17 protein-coding genes are annotated in these 18,407 nt (G+C 41.8%); all 17 read right to left on the reverse strand.

Going from position 1 to position 18,407, the window contains the following annotated elements; genetic code table 11:
- Nucleotides 1–4 precede the first annotated feature (4 nt).
- Nucleotides 5–4,561, reverse strand: a complete 4,557-nt coding sequence (locus F0261_RS05175; RefSeq protein ID WP_171337390.1) for a glycosyltransferase — start codon at nucleotides 4,559–4,561, stop codon at nucleotides 5–7.
- Between the two features lie 77 nt (nucleotides 4,562–4,638).
- The gene (gene wecC / locus F0261_RS05180; RefSeq protein ID WP_171337391.1) at nucleotides 4,639–5,856 is read right to left on the reverse strand and encodes a UDP-N-acetyl-D-mannosamine dehydrogenase; all 1,218 of its coding nucleotides are present in this window, start codon (nucleotides 5,854–5,856) and stop codon (nucleotides 4,639–4,641) included.
- Nucleotides 5,846–6,976: a non-hydrolyzing UDP-N-acetylglucosamine 2-epimerase gene (gene wecB, locus F0261_RS05185; protein WP_171337392.1), complete on the reverse strand. Its 1,131-nt coding sequence runs from the start codon at nucleotides 6,974–6,976 to the stop codon at nucleotides 5,846–5,848. The genes wecC and wecB overlap by 11 nt, the downstream gene beginning before the upstream one ends.
- 1 nt (nucleotide 6,977) lies before the next feature.
- Nucleotides 6,978–7,307, reverse strand: a complete 330-nt coding sequence (locus F0261_RS05190) for a hypothetical protein (RefSeq protein WP_171337393.1) — start codon at nucleotides 7,305–7,307, stop codon at nucleotides 6,978–6,980.
- Between the two features lie 100 nt (nucleotides 7,308–7,407).
- Entirely contained in the window at nucleotides 7,408–9,705 is a 2,298-nt protein-coding gene (locus F0261_RS05195) for a hypothetical protein (protein WP_171337394.1), read from the reverse strand.
- A gap of 12 nt (nucleotides 9,706–9,717) precedes the next feature.
- Nucleotides 9,718–11,037 carry a hypothetical protein gene (locus F0261_RS05200; protein WP_171337395.1) on the reverse strand — a complete coding sequence of 440 codons (1,320 nt, stop codon included), beginning with the start codon at nucleotides 11,035–11,037 and terminating at the stop codon, nucleotides 9,718–9,720.
- 174 nt (nucleotides 11,038–11,211) lie between these two features.
- Nucleotides 11,212–12,558, reverse strand: coding sequence for a flagellin (locus F0261_RS20185; protein WP_171337396.1), 1,347 nt, complete (start codon nucleotides 12,556–12,558; stop codon nucleotides 11,212–11,214).
- Between the two features lie 205 nt (nucleotides 12,559–12,763).
- Nucleotides 12,764–13,165 carry a 50S ribosomal protein L17 gene (gene rplQ / locus F0261_RS05210; RefSeq protein WP_012519212.1) on the reverse strand — a complete coding sequence of 134 codons (402 nt, stop codon included), beginning with the start codon at nucleotides 13,163–13,165 and terminating at the stop codon, nucleotides 12,764–12,766.
- A gap of 41 nt (nucleotides 13,166–13,206) precedes the next feature.
- Nucleotides 13,207–14,196: a DNA-directed RNA polymerase subunit alpha gene (gene rpoA, locus F0261_RS05215; RefSeq protein WP_039226687.1), complete on the reverse strand. Its 990-nt coding sequence runs from the start codon at nucleotides 14,194–14,196 to the stop codon at nucleotides 13,207–13,209.
- Nucleotides 14,197–14,215: 19 nt separating this feature from the next.
- Complete coding sequence (rpsD, locus tag F0261_RS05220) at nucleotides 14,216–14,836, reverse strand: 30S ribosomal protein S4 (RefSeq protein ID WP_012519214.1); 621 nt, start codon at nucleotides 14,834–14,836, stop codon at nucleotides 14,216–14,218.
- A 24-nt stretch (nucleotides 14,837–14,860) separates the two neighbouring features.
- Entirely contained in the window at nucleotides 14,861–15,253 is a 393-nt protein-coding gene (gene rpsK / locus F0261_RS05225) for a 30S ribosomal protein S11 (protein WP_012519215.1), read from the reverse strand.
- 14 nt (nucleotides 15,254–15,267) lie between these two features.
- Nucleotides 15,268–15,624, reverse strand: coding sequence for a 30S ribosomal protein S13 (gene rpsM / locus F0261_RS05230; protein ID WP_012519216.1), 357 nt, complete (start codon nucleotides 15,622–15,624; stop codon nucleotides 15,268–15,270).
- A gap of 175 nt (nucleotides 15,625–15,799) precedes the next feature.
- Nucleotides 15,800–15,916 (reverse strand): 50S ribosomal protein L36, encoded by a 117-nt coding sequence (gene rpmJ / locus F0261_RS05235; protein ID WP_012519217.1) that lies wholly within the window; start codon nucleotides 15,914–15,916, stop codon nucleotides 15,800–15,802.
- A 38-nt stretch (nucleotides 15,917–15,954) separates the two neighbouring features.
- Nucleotides 15,955–17,274: a preprotein translocase subunit SecY gene (gene secY, locus F0261_RS05240; protein ID WP_012519218.1), complete on the reverse strand. Its 1,320-nt coding sequence runs from the start codon at nucleotides 17,272–17,274 to the stop codon at nucleotides 15,955–15,957.
- 5 nt (nucleotides 17,275–17,279) lie between these two features.
- Nucleotides 17,280–17,714, reverse strand: a complete 435-nt coding sequence (gene rplO, locus F0261_RS05245; RefSeq protein WP_014950906.1) for a 50S ribosomal protein L15 — start codon at nucleotides 17,712–17,714, stop codon at nucleotides 17,280–17,282.
- Between the two features lie 3 nt (nucleotides 17,715–17,717).
- Nucleotides 17,718–17,897, reverse strand: coding sequence for a 50S ribosomal protein L30 (gene rpmD / locus F0261_RS05250; RefSeq protein ID WP_171337397.1), 180 nt, complete (start codon nucleotides 17,895–17,897; stop codon nucleotides 17,718–17,720).
- A 6-nt stretch (nucleotides 17,898–17,903) separates the two neighbouring features.
- Nucleotides 17,904–18,404 carry a 30S ribosomal protein S5 gene (gene rpsE / locus F0261_RS05255; RefSeq protein ID WP_012519221.1) on the reverse strand — a complete coding sequence of 167 codons (501 nt, stop codon included), beginning with the start codon at nucleotides 18,402–18,404 and terminating at the stop codon, nucleotides 17,904–17,906.
- Between the last annotated feature and the right edge of the window lie 3 nt (nucleotides 18,405–18,407).

An 18,407-nucleotide genomic window follows, 5' to 3' on the forward strand; every position in this document is an offset into this window, starting at 1 on the left:
CAAATTAGTTGAGGAGCAATAGCTCTTGATTAACTATTTTTTGTTTAGATACTTGATATCTAGCACGTTTGGAAGCTCCATCTGACAAGCTTAAAAATCTACTATGGTCGAGATAAAGTGATGCTAGCGCATCTGCCATACCACAATAATCTTCTCCTTCAACTAAAATACCAGAATCGCCATCTATAAACTCCGGGATGGCCGTTACGCCATTTGATATAACAACTAACCCCGATGACATGGCTTCGTCTTTCGATACACCTTGTGCATCCATTCGAGTTGGGCAGAGAAATATTCCAAACTCTTTGTGATATTTAGCAATGTCAGTTTGAGCCAAAAAGCGTCTTTCTATCTTCACATTATCAAAATCTGCAATCGGTGCTAGGGTTTCATCAAAAAGTTTACCGTCGCCCATGAAAAGAAACTCAAATTCGTTAAAAAATGGTTGTTTTGAAAGCTCTAGAACTGCATTCACACTCAAATCATTGGCATACTTTCTTGAAGCATATGGTCTTATCGAAAGAACTTTAAGTCTCTGTTCTGGCGGTTTTGGAATATAATCGAACAGGTCGGTATCTACAGGGTTATGAATAATTTCATACTGGTCAACTGGTAGCCTAAATCCAATATCCTCCATAACTTCTTCCGCAAAGTAATTGGAAACGAAAATGAGCTTAAGATTTTTGTGCATTTTATTCAGAATACTTCGCCAAAAACCTAGTCGTATATCACTTTGTTTTTTCGCTAATTCTAGCTGTTTCTCATCTGTATAATTATATTCCCTACGCCACCAAGGTTGTATCTCTGCGCCGTGAATCCACACAAAGACATTAATTTTGTGAATGTACTTTTCAATCACCTCCCACATGTCAGAGTCGAGGAAGTGAACAAGTAAGTTTTTATACTGACCACTACTCAGCATGCGTTGTAACGCAACTGCAGAACCTGAAGTAACGTCGACGTTTTGGAATTCATGCCATGTTACAGGTTGATCCTTTCTAAATCTGAAGGTATCAACGCGAACTCCGCGCTCCCTATAAGCAGCAACTCTACTGTGAACAAATCCATTTCTGTAAAGATCGTCGTAGCTAGGATAGTGGTTTGTAAGGAGTAATGTATCTGAACTACCTATCAATCTTGTGGGCGACAGATCTTTTTCCCCCAACAACAAGCTTTTCACGGTGCACTGGCCAGACTGGTACACCCTGAATCCTAGCTTTACGTATGCAGCTCCATCTGGACGTGAAAGAACGTTGTTTTTGTTGGGTTTAATTATCTCATGGTGCAAACGCGTCATGTTGACGTCAAAGAAGATAACTACAAACGAAAGATTTAACCCAGGAGTAACCTCTAAATGGAAAGGGATTTCATCTAATTTTTCGCTCTGAGAGAACAACACATCTATTGAAAGTATCTTTTTATCAATGGTATAGATATATGTATGCTTTCCATCTTCTAATGATGAAGATATCTGCATCCCTTCATTGTCTAACGTTATAGTGCAATCCTTAGTAGACGTTTTAGAAAACATTTCAAACAGTGTTTTAGCATCAAAATGAGGAGCAGAATCTTCAGAGTGAACAACGGCTTCAATCTTTTCTGAAAGTTCTTGTAATTCTCGTGCGCTACATCCAGTATCGAAGTCATCGTCTTCAACTTTGCTCAAAAAGCTCTCTTCATTTTTGAGTGTCACATTTTTGCAATAATTGAATATATCGATTGATTGTGAGTTATCTTCTTTGTAGGAACCAAATGTAACATCACTTAACCAATCTTTAAGTCGAATATCTTGAGCAAGCGGTGAAATTGCACAGCATCGTTTGGGAATGTTGATCGCACTTTTGTAACTACTTCCTTCATGTCTTAACACTAATTTGTTTTCGGCCTCTTCAAAATAACTGCTTTTTCCGATAAATAACGCATCAGTGAAACGCGTCGCAAGAAAGATATCCAAGAGGTAATTGCTGCCATATAAGTCCAATGACGAAAAATAAGTAAGCCAACTAGAAGAAGAATGAAGCTTAAACAGAGACTGCCCTGAAACATCGTCTAAAGTTAGGACACTGAAATTCACAATTGCGTTTTCAGTTAGCTTTTCTGCTATACCCTTTGTACTAAAACGATCAACAAGTACAACAACTTTCTTTATCTCATAGCTTTGACGCTTGACGTTGTCGATAAACCTAGATAAATCGCTCTCTTCTTGAACTAATGTAAAAACAACTACATCAGGCAATACATGTTCTGCGCTATTTGCAAATACTTTCTGCAAAATGTAGTTAAATCTGTCTTCATAGGTGTGCTCTGAAAGAATTTTTCTAAGTCCTGCGAGCCTCAATTTGTCTGTTTGATAGGCATTGCTCTCTAAAGCTTTAAGCCTTCTAACAATCTCATTTCCACTATCGCTAACCTGAACTAGGTCACCGAACATTAATCTCACGCCTCTCGAAAAATTACTTACTGTGACAGTATTACTACCCAACAATTCATAAACGCGGCGTGCAAACATTGTTTGGCTTTGCTTTATTGAGTTTAGATTTATTGCGTACTTGTAACCTTTGTATGCTTTCTGAATTTCAGCAAACGGTAAAGTACCGACGATATGCTTATCAAAACTCTTTGGAAATTTGTAGTTTGGATCATTTTTGCCGAAGTTTCTGTCATATATCTCGACCGGCTTAAAGTTGGGGAAAGACTCTATGAAATCTTCTAGGTCTCTTGTTCTATCTGGATACTTAACATAATAAGCTCCAGCAAATGAGAATGCGTCCTTTCTCTCAAAAGTTTCAATTGGATTAGTAAGTTTTGGCTGGCATGCAAAGGGCAAAAAATAAACCCTATCGTGTCCTAATGCGGCTTTATACCGTTCTACACAATCAAGATCTGTTGTAAAGACCAAATCAAACAACTTGGCCGTATTTAGGAATGTTTCAAAGTGAATTGGATCTTCTTTATTCCAGAAAACAGTAGGTATTTTTCTCTTATTGCACCATTCGACAATGTTAATAACTTCTTGCGACCGGTGACCAACTTTTGAGCCCCATAGATCGTCTTTACCTCTCCAAGCAGACTCAATAAAGAGAAGCTCTGGTTCAAATCCCCTTAGTTCCTCTAAATAGTCGTCAGGGGTTAACTGACAAAGGTTCGCTTCTGGGCTATACGATTGAAACGTAAAATCGTCCATGATACAGGCAACTTTTGTCTTCCCTGCATTATTTTTATGAGGTTGCGAGAATTTAAATGAACCGGCCAGATTCAAAGCCATTGGCTCTACTACACAATCCCAAGTAAGTTTTTCTTCAATTAATTTCCGTGCTGCGGCAAGCTTTTCCTCAATAACTCTTTTATCTTCGCTTCTCAACTTTGTTATTGATTCACAAAGAGATTGGACATTTCCTTTTTCATACAACCAACCAAACTTTCCGTTCGCTAAAAGTTCTACTTGCGGTGCAACATTCGAAGCAATTACGGGTTTATTGAATGCCATGTACTCCAAAGGCTTTAATGCACTTACGAGTTCACACACTAGGTCAGGCTTTCTTGGAACAACGCATGCGTCTACAGCTCGAATATAATTCCCTACCGCTTCATGAGCAACTCTTCCAGTAAAGACTACTTGGTTTTGCAGACCTAACTCAATCGCTTGCTTCTTAAATCTCTCTAAGACTTCATCACGCTTGTCAGAATCATTTACTGGATTATTACCACCTACTACAAGCAATTTTATTTTCTCATCTTTAAGAGACGCTATGGCTTGCAAAAGAGTATCTATACCTTCGTAGTCTGTAAGCGCACCAACGTAGCCAAGAAGGAATGTATCTTCATAGTCATTAAAAAGTTCATTACGGGGTTTTATATTCTTGCTTTCAACATTGGAAATGGACGGAGCTGCGTTAGGCACTAAGCTTATGCTCGCTCGATTAGCTCCACGTTTCACTAACTCTTGCACCATCGAGGTATTCAACGTATAGAGCTTATCGGCGTTTGACACCAAGAAGCTTTCTAGTTCTACTTGTTCGTGATAACCATCCGAGTCCTCCCAATCAGGGTCTCGGGATAATCGCGATATTTCCCAAAAGCCCCTTACTTCGTAATGAAATGGAAGTCCTAACTTTTTTGCTGCAATATAGGCTGGGAAAGCAACTTCATAATTTGAAGCTGCCAAAACGATTTCTGGCCGATATACTTTAAATAGCTCCTCATACTTTAGTGCCATCACTTTAATTCTTTCAAACACATCTTTAGGTACTAAAAAGTTTTCCCATGGTGAGTGAATGTAAGTAACGCCATCTACTTCTTTTTGGAGTTCTGAAAACTCTCTCTTTGCACCAAAATCCCAAGGTCTACCAGGCCTTATTAAGCACAGAGTATCAAAACCGCGCTTATTGAGTGCGGCTGCAATTCCATGAGTGCGAATAGCATAACCATTACTCGCGTAACTTTTTCCGTGACTTACTGCATAAGCTACACGCTTATTAATTGGCGCATCCAATGTCGTTTGTGAGGAACTTTCGATTATTGCTTGCTTGGCAAAGTCAATTATTTGATTAGCTTTATTCATTGAAAAGAGTTTCTTAGCGTGGAAAATGACAAGTATGAAAAGCGACGTGGTGAGTTTGCTCTCACCACGTAAAGAATTTATTTAAACAAGCCAGCAAAATCTAAAGTTTTGCTACTCTTGCTATGCGCTTTAAATTGGCTATGAGCAACTAAGTAGACAAGAATATCTGCGTTGTCTGCTTGCTCTTCTGATACAAGTTTTAGCCCATCAAAACTCTTAATATTGGGCTCAACGGCTACCACGTCATTAGTTTCACTTAAAGCTTGAGTAATGTATAACGCTGGTGATTCACGCAAGTCATCAATATCAGGTTTGAAAGCTAACCCCATACATGCCACTTGTGGCTTTCTACCGTTTTCTTTTTCAAACTCAAGTACGGCGTTTTTAACTTTTTCAACTACCCACTCAGATTTGTAATCGTTAGTTCTGCGGGCTTGCTCAACCATTTTGGCTTTGCCATTAGCAGAGTTAACAATAAACCAAGGGTCTACTGAGATACAGTGACCACCTACACCACAGCCTGGCTGCAGAATGTTTACGCGCGGGTGATGGTTTGCAAGTTTAATCAACTCGTAAACGTCAATATCCATGTCGTCTGCAAGCATTGAAAGTTCGTTAGCAAATGCAATATTTACATCTCGAAACGCGTTTTCTGTCAGCTTTGCCATTTCGGCTGTTTTCGACGTAGTTTCAAGCACTTCGCCTTCAACAAACGTTCTGTAGAACTCTGCAGCGGCTTTAGTAGACGCATCGTCAACACCACCCACTACACGATCGTTCTCAATAAGTTCTCGCATTATGTGGCCAGGAAGAACACGCTCTGGAGAGTGGGCTACGTGAATTTGTGATAAATCAACACCGGCCGCTTCTAGTTCTTCAGCCATCATTTCTGTTGTGCCTACCGGCGATGTAGATTCTAGTAAAACTAGGTTCCCTGGCTTAACATACGGCGCTATCGCTTTGGTAGCACTCTTCACGTAATCTAAGTTAGGAACCGGTGAGTTCGTCACTTCATTAAGTTGGTCGTGATGAAACGGGGTAGGCACAGCAACCAAAAAGATGTCTGCTTCTGCTGGCTCTAGGTGAGCACTTAACATACCGCTATTAACCGCTGAAGAAACGAAAGTGTCCAATTCTGGTTCAACAATATGTATTTTACCTTCATTGATAGTGTCTACAGCATGCTTGCTAACGTCTACACCATGTACTTTATAACCGCGGTTTGCCAAAAGCGCAGCCGTTGGTAAGCCAATATATCCCATACCAACAACGCATACTGTTTTATTAATTTCCATTAACTTTCTCTCTTAAAACTTCAATAATTCTTTCACATGCTTTGCCATCGCCATACGGATTGTGAGCAAAGCTCATTTCTTCGTAGGCTTTTTCATCAGTTAATAACTGATTTAAGCTTGTAGTAATTTTATCTACGTCAGTACCTACCAATTTAACGGTACCAGCGCTAACCGCTTCTGGTCTTTCTGTTGTGTCACGCATTACTAGTACGGGTTTACCTAAAGACGGCGCTTCTTCCTGAATACCGCCTGAATCGGTCAGGATAATGTGAGCCTGATTCATAAGATAAACAAAAGGCAGGTAGTCTTGCGGTTCAATAAGCGTAATATTTGGCACGCCTTTTAGCAGGCGATTAACAGGTTCTTGCACATTTGGGTTTAAATGCACTGGGTAAACAATCTGGCATCCTGGGTGTTGCTCTGCTGTATAGGCAAGTGCTTTACAAATGCGCTCGAAACCACCACCGAAGCTTTCTCTTCTGTGGCCTGTAACCAATATCAACTTTTTATCTTTATTTAAGAAGCTGAAACGCTCTGCCATTTCACTATTCAGCGCTGTGTCATTTTTTAGCTTATCGCTTACATCTAATAAAGCATCGATTACCGTGTTACCCGTTACCGTAATATTTTCTAGGGCCACAGCCTCATTAAGTAAGTTCTGCTGCGATGTCTCTGTAGGCGCGAAATGATATGTAGTAATAGCACCAGTCAGCTTTCGGTTTGCCTCTTCTGGCCACGGAGAATAAATATTCCCTGTGCGTAAGCCAGCTTCCACATGACCTACCGCAATTTGCTGATAATATGCTGCTAAACTAGTAGCAAAAGTGGTTGCCGTGTCGCCATGAACTAAAACCACGTCAGGTTTGAAATCGGCTAGTATAGGCTTAATACCTTGCAGAATATTAGTGGTTACATCCGTCAGATCTTGACCTGGCTTCATAATATTTAAGTCGTACTCTGGCGTAATTTCAAACAACCCTAGAACCTGGTCTAGCATTTCACGGTGTTGCGCTGTAACACAAACGCGTGCGTCAATTCCCTCTTGTTCTGCAAGTTTTATTGCGAGGGGTGCCATTTTTATTGCTTCAGGCCTTGTGCCAAAAACGGTTAATACTTTCATTTTAATTTCTCTGCATTAGCTGAAGTTTTAGGGATTGCGATTGCTGGTAATACTCTTCAAGCAATTGTTGCGTTTGCTCTAGCTGCTTTTTTTGTTTTAAGAAATTTTCAGCAGTATAAGCGTCAGAACTTACCAAATTTGATCTTAAGGGATTACTGGTAGCAATACTTTGTTGACTTTTTCGCTTCTGACAAAGCCAAATGCTCGTTGACACTAGTTCAGAACCTAGCTGGTCGCCAGCGCGTTTGTAAAGCTGTTCAGCTTCTTCAAACTTGTTCTGTTTGAAAAACTTATTCGCTTCTTTAATGAGGGATCGACTTTCTTTACTCATATCCATTTTCTTATCATTTACGTCCAGTGTACAAAGAGCGAAAAAGCGGCGCGAAGTCTATCAGGCGCACGTCAATTACTCAATAACTGGCACTTTTACGCTACGATTGTATAGTTATTATTGTGACACCTTTAGGAGTCTTTAACTTTTTAACATTTGCCGTTAACTGACGGCGTTCACATTCATTTTCCCATTGCGGTATCAGGTCGCTTATCTGTTCTGAATTCGTACCGTTGGTAAAAACAGTTATGTCAGCTTGCGAAAAGTAGTCTAATACTAAAGGCAATGCCCAATACTTGGCTTTATTATTGTCGTCTAAAAACGGACCATTAATTACTACCAGTAGGTTAGCATGTCGATTGTTAAGAATGCGCTTAAGCTCTAGTAGCTTTTCAGTGCAGTCATAAAACAGCTCCCCGCCTTTAGCGTTATCTGTGTGAGCGACAGAAATCAGGGGGGCGTGGCACAAATCTACGTAAGCTTCCACGCCCGCATTGGATAAAAGCCCGGTTGTTTCTTTGAGGCGTTCTGAGCTTTGCTCAAAACCAACAATGTGCTTTGGCAATGCCTTTTCTATTTCACTATTATTGCCTTTATCTTCCAAATACTTACCGTTATTAAAGCCTCTATCAGCTTTGTCTTGTAAAGTGCTTGCAGAGACTACCGTACTCAAACCACTACCAAATTCTATGATCACATCGTAAGCATTCTGGCTAACCAACGACGAGAGTTCAGCTAAATTTGCTGAGTCCATATCATAAGAGTTTGTTGAAATAGGTATACGAGAAAACCCAGTTAGTTTTCGTAATTCAAATTGGCTAGCGATATTGCTTTTTTGTTCTTCATGGCAACGCGTTACATGCTTACCAAGTGCGTTTGCTATCTCAATACTATCTTCATTTTGCTTGTTCAACATGGCAATTAGCTTACTCTCAAGTTCGCTAACTGCTAGTGCCGTTTCATTGTTTGATGCTAACAGTGCATTTTCTCGCTTAAGCACTTCAAGCTCTTCGGTTAGTGCCTCGGCTTGCTGCCTACGGCTTGCGAACCAACCGTATGTTTCTTTTTGTTTTTCTTCGCTTTCTTTAAGCTTGGTTTTAAGCTCTTGAAGCTCATTTTCATAGGCTTCAGATGTTTGTTTATTACGCGACTCTTGTTCAGATAATGTAGCTTTTAACGACTGCTCGTTAGCGTGCGCTTTATCTGCTCTCGCTTTTTCCTCTGCTAGTGTAAAAGTAAGCTTTTCATTATCTTTTGTAAGTGTATCGATCTCTACAGTCGCATTATCGCTAACTGAGCTTAACTTCGTTTCAAGTGACGCTATGCTATTACTCTTAACCTGTATTTCAGCTGTTAGACTTTCGATGCGCTCAGTGAGTTGTTTAGACTTACTCAGCTCTTCAAGTAACTGGCTTTCTAAGCGCTCAACTGTCGTTACTTTGGCAGATAGATCGCTTTCTACCTGAAGCAGTTGGCCTTCTAGGTTCTCTTTATCAAGCTTCAGGTCGTTTACCTGCTTTGAGTGGGACTCTACCTTATCATTTACAGATTGCAGGTCACTTTCCAATATTTTGATTTTATCTAAGTAAACCTTTTCACTAGCGTGCAAATTTTCAACTGTTTCTTGAAGATGTTTTGCTTCCTCATTTGCAACATGGAGTTCTGCTTGAACTTCATTAAATGCAATCTGAGAGTTAGTTAACAAGGTTTTCAACTCTTCCTTATCATTCTCTAAATCTTGGTGTGTGTTAACGACTAGTTTTAATTGAGCCTTTAAATCTAAAATCTCGGCTTTTTGTATGTGAACGCTTTCTAAAAGAGGGTTAAACTTAAACTGGTGCGTACAAACGTCAGTATCACTATTCCACTCACTTACGAATTGATAAAACGCATTGTTAAGCAATTCGGTAACTGTCTTAATGTCGCTCTCGCTACTAAACAAGGGCTTCTTGCCAGCACATACGTAAATTTGTTGGAATAACGGTAAGATATCGTTAGATTTTAGTTCATTTAATATCTCTAAAGATAAGCAAGGAAGGTCTAGAAATAACGAATTCTCACTACCAGTTACCTGAAGCTCTTTAATAAGCTCGATAATACTCACTGTTTCAACATCAAGAACTTCTTCTATCATTAAGTTCGGATAGATTTCTTTAAGGCCAGTAGGCTCTAAAAATGAAGAAAACTCTTCGTTATTAAAAAGCTTAAATGGCTGCTTGCCGACAGTTTCAGTAGTTACGGCTTTTTTTACTGTTACAAATTTCGCTTCATCGCTGAACTGTTCTTGTGAAGCTACCTGCAGTAACGGATCAACAAGAATAACCTTGGAGTATTCGGAGTAGTCGAAGTTGAATGATTGAGCCGCACCAGCTCCAATCCATAGAAGATGTTTAGACATTATGCTGCTCTTTTACTTTTTCTTATGGGTTATCATTACAGGCGACATGGGTCTTTTTTCTTCCCGACCAAATTTTATGTAGTGAATTAACGGATTAGTATTTTCACTCGCCACATCAGGGTTTGCCTGTAAATACCATTTACCGTCAAAGTAAGGCGATGGTTTTCTCCCTTCGTTTGCACCATACAATAAGTAGTGTTCTGCGGGGTCAATGCTGTCTTTTTGAACGTCAGAGTAAGTTTCCAAATACCAGTCTGCATCAAACAGTTCACTGGTATAAAGCAGGCTCATGTCTTGTGACAACTTTTTGCGTTTAGCTGCGTGTTTGTCAACTGCATTTGATAGCTTCTCAACTTTACTTGAAACTTTCCAGAGCTTGCTCGATTTAATCGCTCTGAGTTCGGCTAATTCCGCCCTTAGCGTTTGTTCAACCTGTGACTTTTGCTCTAACTTACTTTCTAATTGCTTAATTTCACGGTTTTTAGTTTTCTCTAAAGCAGTTAATTCTTTTTTGCTGCTCTGGACAAAATTTGCATATTCAATCTGCTGTGTTTCACGTTCCTTTCGCAACGCCTTTATAGCTTTTTCTACGTTTTCGTTTTCTTTGCGCATAGAGTTAAACTGCGCCAGCTGTCGGTCGGCCTCTTGTGTATGCTTTTCTTTTTGAGAAGATAGTTCTGCCACTTTGTTTTCTAAAGAATCTAAAAGCAGTAAGTTTTGCTCTATTACTTTCCCATTCTCAATTGCAAGCTCGCTTTTATCTAGCTCGTCTTGCGTAAGTGCTTGCTTCAACTTGGCAATGTCGGGGTAAAATACTGACTCTTCGTCTCTCAAAGAAAAACACGATTGAAGCTTTTTATAAGCTTTAATCATATTTGCATTTTGGTTGAACAAACTGTGACAGATTACTGAGTCGAGGTTATGAGATACTTTACTGCTATCGAGGCTCTTTTCAAGCCAAGGTAAAGAAGAAGTATCAATTGAAGAGCTAACGCAGAAGGCTGATAGCGGTATCAAACCCATGGCACTTCTATGCTTTTTGTACAAAGAATATAAATCATCTAGTAACTTTTGAACTTTACTTTGTGCTTGTTGGTGATCTTCATCAAGGAATTCTTGTAAAAGAATAAAAGGTGGAGGGACTACCACCGTCACACTATGATCAGTGCTAATTAGTGAGATTATTTCATCTATCGACAAAGCTTTTTGTACATAACAAAAACCGGTAGTCGTATTCGTTAGGGTTGAAAGTGATTCAATGACCTGGTTTTGAGCAATACCACATAGTTGCTGCCAATATTCAGATCTATCCACTGTGCAAATCACAGACATCCATTGCTCCAATTCTTAATAACTTCCTGATGCCTTTATGAGGCAAGCTTATTAGATAAATACTATCAGATAGAAAAAATATACGCACTCACTGCTGCGGTTTTTAATGAATAAACGGTTTCCTAAGAAATTTTGGCTATCTTTTGATAAGGAAAACTTTAAGTATGATCGGGGTTAGGCTGCGACCGTTTCATTCAACAGTCCCAACACCTGCTCATCGCTAGATTTAGCCTGGGCCCGAACAGATATACTCGCTTGTTCGACTATTTGCGCTTGAGTAAGCAGTGCAGTTTCTGACGCAAAGTCTGCGTCCGTTATTTGTGAATGGGCGCGGCTTATATTTTCGAAGCCTATCGCATTGTTTCTAATGGCTGATGCCATTTGATTAATTTTCGCGCCGTAAAATGCTCGGCTTTCGCTTACGGACTGCAAAGCGCTATCTATTCGCTCGAGTGCGCTTTCTGCATCGCTTTCGTTCTGTAGTGATGTGCCATCTAACCCAAGGTCAGCTAACGTAGCGGGTGTTTTACTTAGTTCAATGAAATCAGTGCCAACACCGAGTTGGTTTGTAGCGGTAATGTCTACCGGGCCTAATGTGAAGGTTGGTCCGCCTTCATTTCCAAGCGACGTCCACGACGCAGTTACATTGAAAGCACCAGAACCAATTACAGAGATTATTAACGGCTGAGCATTGCTTGCAATGGTCAAAGTTTCGTTGAAATTCCCACTTGCGTTTTGGTCACCAGTAAATGAAATACTGTTTCCATCTATCGTTGCTGAACCTATGGTTAGCAAATTGCTGTCATCATAGCTCGCTGTTGGTTCATACCCATTAGTTGGTAAAAAGAACGTACTTTCAATGGATGTGCTATTTGAAATGCCGTTACTATTCCATGTGCCAGCAGACAAAGGGGTGCCTGCTAAGTGTTTACCGTCTACAGTAAACACTTGGATATCGTCATTAGCACCATTATCGTTTAAGTTAATCTGTATGTTGGTAGAGCCTGCGGGAATATAAGCGATAGAGCGCAACCCGCTTGTCATACTTTGAGTGACACCGTTAGTAAATGTGCTACTAAGAGAGGGAACGTTAGCAGAAAGCAAATCGCTATCATCCACTAGGGGTAAACGATTAAACGCTTCGGTATTGTACGCAATGCCATTCAGTGCATTTTTTAGCTGCTGGAATTCTTTATCCAATGCTGCACGGTCGTTGACATTATTGATTCCGTTCTGCGACTGTATTGCCAGCTGCCGCATTCGTTGCAGTATAGCGGCAGATTCTTGCAGTCCACCCTCTGCAATTTGTGCATAGCTTATACCGTCATTTAGGTTACGATTCAGTTGCGTATAGGCTTTTTTCTCTGAAGCAAGTCTATTAGATATTTGAAGTCCAGCACTGTCGTCAGCAGCGCTGTTTATTCTTAACCCAGAACTTAAGCGCTCTAGGCGTGTTGATAACGCTGTATTTTGTAAAGTTGAAAGACCTAAAGACTGGTAATTTCCTGTAACCGATAGCACGTTTTTTCCTTAACGCTCTTCGCTTTGTTTAATACAGATGTAAACTTAGCTTTGAATAAGTTCTTGCCCTAAATAAATGTTTACAATAAGCATGCCAAATAAATGATGATTACGGTACGAATAGATAATATTGAGAACAAAACAACAGACACAAAAAAAGGGGCCTGAGTTTTCACTCAGGCCCCTTTTTCTAATCGAGTATTAATTACTCTTCAGTTGCTTCTACTGCTTCTTCTTCAGCTTCTACAACTGGACGGTCAACTAGCTCAACATATGCCATTGGGGCATTGTCGCCAGCACGGAAACCGCATTTAAGAATGCGAGTGTAACCGCCTGGACGAGCTTCGTAACGAGGACCAAGCTCGTTGAATAGTTTACCTACAACCTCTTTGTCACCAGTGCGGGCGAAAGCTAGACGGCGGTTTGCAACGCTGTCTTCTTTAGCCATAGTGATTAGAGGCTCGATTACGCGACGTAATTCTTTCGCTTTTGGTAACGTAGTTTTGATCACTTCGTGCTTGACCAAAGAACCGGCCATGTTTTTGAACATAGCTTGACGATGGCTGCTGTTGCGATTCAACTGACGACCACTCTTACGATGGCGCATAGTTTTATCCTTCTCTACAAATCAGTTTGATAAAAACCTGATTAATCTTTTTCAGCGATGCTCTCTGGCGGCCAGTTTTCTAGGCGCATACCTAGAGAAAGACCACGAGATGCTAGAACATCTTTGATTTCAGTTAGCGATTTCTTACCAAGGTTTGGCGTTTTAAGTAGCTCAACCTCAGTGCGCTGTACCAGGTCACCAATGTACTGGATAGCTTCTGCTTTCAAACAGTTTGCAGAACGTACTGTCAGCTCTAGGTCATCTACTGGACGAAGCAGAATCGGATCGAATTCTGGCTTCTCTTCTTTCGCTTCTGGCTCAGACACATCACGTAGGTCTACGAATGCATCTAGCTGTTCAGCTAGGATAGTAGCAGAACGGCGGATCGCTTCTTCAGGATCCAAAGTACCGTTCGTCTCCATGTCGATGATTAGTTTGTCTAGGTCTGTGCGTTGTTCAACACGAGCAGACTCTACACTGTAAGCAATACGTTCAACTGGGCTGTATGAAGCGTCTACTAACAAACGACCAATTGGACGATCATCTTCTTCAGAGGAGCGACGGGTAGAAGCTGGTACATAACCGCGACCCATTTCTACTTTAATGCGCATGCTGATTTCAGCTTCGCCAGTTAAAGTACAAATAACGTGGTCAGGGTTTGTAATTTCTACGTCGCCATCATGCTGAATATCACCAGCAACAACAGGGCCAGCGCCAGATTTCACTAGAGTTAGGGTTGCCTCAGTTTTACCTTCAAGGCGAACCGCTAAACCTTTAAGATTTAGCAAGATTTCAATTACGTCTTCCTGAACACCTTCTTTGGTGCTGTACTCGTGAAGAACGCCGTCAATTTCTACCTCGGTAACTGCACATCCTGGCATAGATGACAGTAAAATACGACGTAGGGCGTTACCTAGAGTATGGCCAAAGCCGCGCTCTAGTGGTTCCAAAGTTACTTTGGCACGAGTAGGAGAAACGTTTTCGATCTCAACTAATCTCGGTTTTAGGAATTCAGTCACAGAACCCACAATGCTTCCTCTTTAGTTAGCTTTACTTAGAGTAAAGTTCGACGATCAACTGTTCGTTAATTTCCGCAGACAGGTCAGTTCTTTCAGGAACGCGCTTGAAAGTGCCTTCCATTTTGCTGCTGTCTACTTCAATCCAGGTTGGCTTCTCACGTTGGTCAGCCAGTTCCAAAGCAGCAACGATACGCGCTTGCTTCTTAGCCTTTTCACGAACAGAAACCACGTCTTCGGCAGAAACGTTAAACGATGGGATGTTCACAACTTGACCATTTACCATGATCGCCTTGTGGCTAACTAGCTGACGTGCTTCTGCACGAGTGCTAGCGAAACCCATACGGTAAACTACGTTATCAAGACGCTGTTCTAAAAGCTGTAGCAAGTTTTCACCTGTGTTGCCTTTTAGACGTGCAGCTTCTTTATAGTAGTTGCGGAATTGCTTTTCCAGAACGCCGTACATACGACGAACTTTTTGTTTTTCACGCAGCTGAACACCGTAGTCAGACAGACGGCCACGACGGGCACCGTGCTGACCAGGCGCTGTATCGATTTTACATTTAGAATCGATTGCGCGAACGCCGCTTTTTAGGAACAGGTCTGTTCCTTCGCGACGGCTAAGTTTGAGTTTTGGACCCAAATATCTTGCCATGATCTTTCTCCAACTGTCCGTCGATTAAACGCGACGTTTTTTCGGTGGACGACAACCGTTGTGAGGAATAGGGGTCACATCGGTAATGTTTGTGATCTTATAACCTGTAGCGTTAAGAGCACGGATCGCAGACTCACGGCCTGGACCTGGACCTTTAACGAAAACTTCAAGGTTCTTAAGACCGTATTCTTGTGCAGCAACACCTGCACGCTCAGCAGCTACCTGTGCAGCAAATGGGGTAGATTTACGTGAACCACGGAAACCTGAACCACCAGATGTCGCCCATGCTAGTGCATTGCCTGAACGGTCTGTAATAGTCACAATTGTGTTGTTGAAAGACGCATGGATATGAGCCATACCGTCTGCAACCTGACGTTTAGCGCGCTTACGCGTGCTACGAGCTGGTGCTTTAGCCATAACTTACTCCCCGTTTACTTCTTAATTGGCTTACGAGGACCTTTACGGGTACGCGCATTAGTTTTAGTGCGCTGACCACGTAGAGGCAAGCTACGACGGTGGCGAATACCACGGAAGCAACCCAGGTCCATCAAACGTTTGATGCTCATAGAGACTTCACGGCGTAGGTCACCTTCAACGGTGAATTTAGCCACTTCGTCACGAAGCTTATCAATAGTAGCTTCGTCTAGCTCTTTGATTTTTGTATTTTCTGCAACACCAGCACCCGCACAAATGCTTTTCGCACGTGTGGGACCAACGCCATAGATCGCTTGGATAGCGATTACAGCATGCTTGTGCTCAGGAATGTTAATGCCAGCGATACGGGCCATTAACAGCACTCCTCTTGTTTATTTGTCGACGACCTAAAAAGCCCGATAGGATACTTACCCGTCGACTAAATTGCAAATTAAGGTTCAAAATACTTTTAAACAAAACTAGCAGAACCTGACAAGTATAATCCAGGTTCTGCTCACTTAGTCTTGCAAATATTCTGTTCCGCTTTGATTAGCCCTGACGCTGCTTATGCTTTGGGTCAGAACTGCAAATTACGCGCACAACACCGTTGCGCTTGATAACTTTACAGTTACGGCAAATCTTTTTTACTGATGCACGAACTTTCATTACATCTTTCCCCTTTCTATCAATATTAAGGGGCTAACTTATCGGCCGTAGCCTTTAAGGTTAGCTTTCTTCAGCACAGACTCATATTGACTAGACATCAAATGTGTCTGTACTTGTGCCATAAAGTCCATGATAACTACTACGATAATGAGAAGCGACGTACCACCGAAGTAGAACGGCACATTCCAAGCAATTAGCATGAATTCAGGCACTAAACAAATAAAGGTTATGTACAGTGCGCCAGCCAGTGTAAGGCGAGTCATTACCTTGTCAATGTATCGTGACGTTTGCTCACCCGGGCGGATGCCTGGGATGAACGCGCCAGACTTCTTCAAGTTATCTGCTGTATCACGCGGGTTGAAAACCAACGCCGTGTAGAAGAAGCAGAAGAAGATAATCGCAGCTGCGTATAACATCACGTACAGCGGTTGACCAGGAGATAGCATAAGCGCTACATCTTGCAACCACGCTGTTGATTCATTCTGTCCGAACCATCCTGCGATGGTACCCGGGAACAGAATAATGCTAGAAGCAAAGATTGGTGGAATTACACCAGCAATGTTGACTTTCAGCGGTAAATGGGTGCTTTGCGCAGCAAAAACCTGACGGCCTTGCTGACGTTTTGCGTAGTTTACCACAATTCTGCGCTGTCCGCGCTCTACAAATACAACTAGGTATGTAAGAGCAATAACAATTGCGCCAATCAACAGTAGGAACAACAAGTTAATGTCGCCCTGCCTTGCTTGTTCCGCAGTCTGACCTATCGCTGTTGGCAGACCGGCAACAATACCAGCAAAAATCAATATAGAGATACCGTTACCAATACCTCGTTCGGTAATTTGCTCACCTAACCACATAAGGAACATAGTTCCTGTGACTAGGCTCACTACTGCCGTAAAGTAGAATCCGAAGCCAGGGTTTATCACCAATCCATTAATCAGGTTAGGCAAACCAGTCGAAATTCCAATTGATTGGAAGATAGCCAATACAAGCGTTAGGTAACGCGTGTACTGACTAATTTTACGACGGCCTGCTTCGCCTTCTTTTTTAAGCTCCACCATCGGTGGGTGAACCACCGAGAGCAACTGCATGATAATGGATGCAGTAATGTATGGCATAATGCCCAAAGCCAGAACGGATGCACGCTCAAGCGCACCACCAGAGAACATGTTAAACATTTCTACAATGGTGCCTTTTTGTTGCTCGAACAAGTCAGCAAGTACAGCTGGATCGATGCCAGGGATAGGAACGTAAGAACCTAGTCTGAATACAACAATCGCACCAAGTACGAACAACAATCTTGCCTTAAGCTCACTCAAGCCGCTTTTAGCGCCTGAATCCAATCCTGGTTTAGCCATCTAGCTTATTCCTCTACTTTACCGCCAGCAGCTTCAATCGCTTCTTTAGCGCCTTTAGTAACCTTTAACCCGCTTACTGTAACAGCGCGTGAAACTTCACCGCTCTTAACAACTTTAACGAACTGGATTTCTTTCTTAACGATACCAGCTGCTTTTAAAGTCTCAAGAGATGCAGTATCACCATCAACCTTCGCGATTTCAGCAAGAGTTACTTGATCAGTAACAAAGCTCTTGCGTGAAGTGAAACCGAACTTAGGAAGACGACGCTGGATAGGCATCTGACCACCTTCGAATCCTGGCTTAACGCGGCCACCTGAACGGCTTTTTTGACCTTTGTGACCGTGGCCACTCGTTTTACCAAGACCTGAGCCGATACCACGACCAGAACGCTTACCAGTAGGCTTTGAACCTTCGGCTGGAGAAATTGTGTTTAAACGCATGTCTTACTCCTCCACTATCTCAACCATGTAATATACACGGTTGATCATGCCACGAACGGCTGGGGTATCTTCCAGTTCACGAACATGGTTGATTTTACGAAGGCCTAAACCTTTAAGCGTAGCTTTGTGCTTTGGCAGACGGCCAATTGCACTTTTAGTTTGCTTTATTTTAATCGTTGCCATGTCTGATTACCCCAAAATTTCTTCTACAGACAATCCACGCTTCGCAGCAACTTTCGCCGGGCTGTTCATTTCTGTCAGCGCGTTGATTGTTGCACGTACAACGTTGATTGGGTTTGTAGAGCCGTAACATTTTGAAAGTACGTTTTGTACGCCAGCTACTTCAAGTACTGCACGCATCGCACCACCGGCAATAATACCGGTACCTTCAGATGCTGGCTGCATGTAAACTTTAGAGCCAGAGTGACGACCTTTAATCGGGTGCTGTAACGTGTGACCGTTAAGGTCTACGTCAACCATGTTGCGACGTGCCTTTTCCATTGCTTTTTGGATTGCAGCAGGTACTTCACGTGCCTTACCGTAACCAAAACCAACGCGACCGTTACCGTCACCCACTACTGTCAATGCAGTGAAACTAAAGATACGACCACCTTTAACCACTTTAGATACGCGGTTTACGGCGATCAATTTCTCTAGAAATTCACCATTTTGAACGTCTTGTTTAGCCATTAT

It is taken from the genome of Alteromonas sp. 07-89-2 (assembly GCF_013113925.1).
Taxonomy (GTDB): Bacteria; Pseudomonadota; Gammaproteobacteria; order Enterobacterales; family Alteromonadaceae; genus Alteromonas; species Alteromonas macleodii.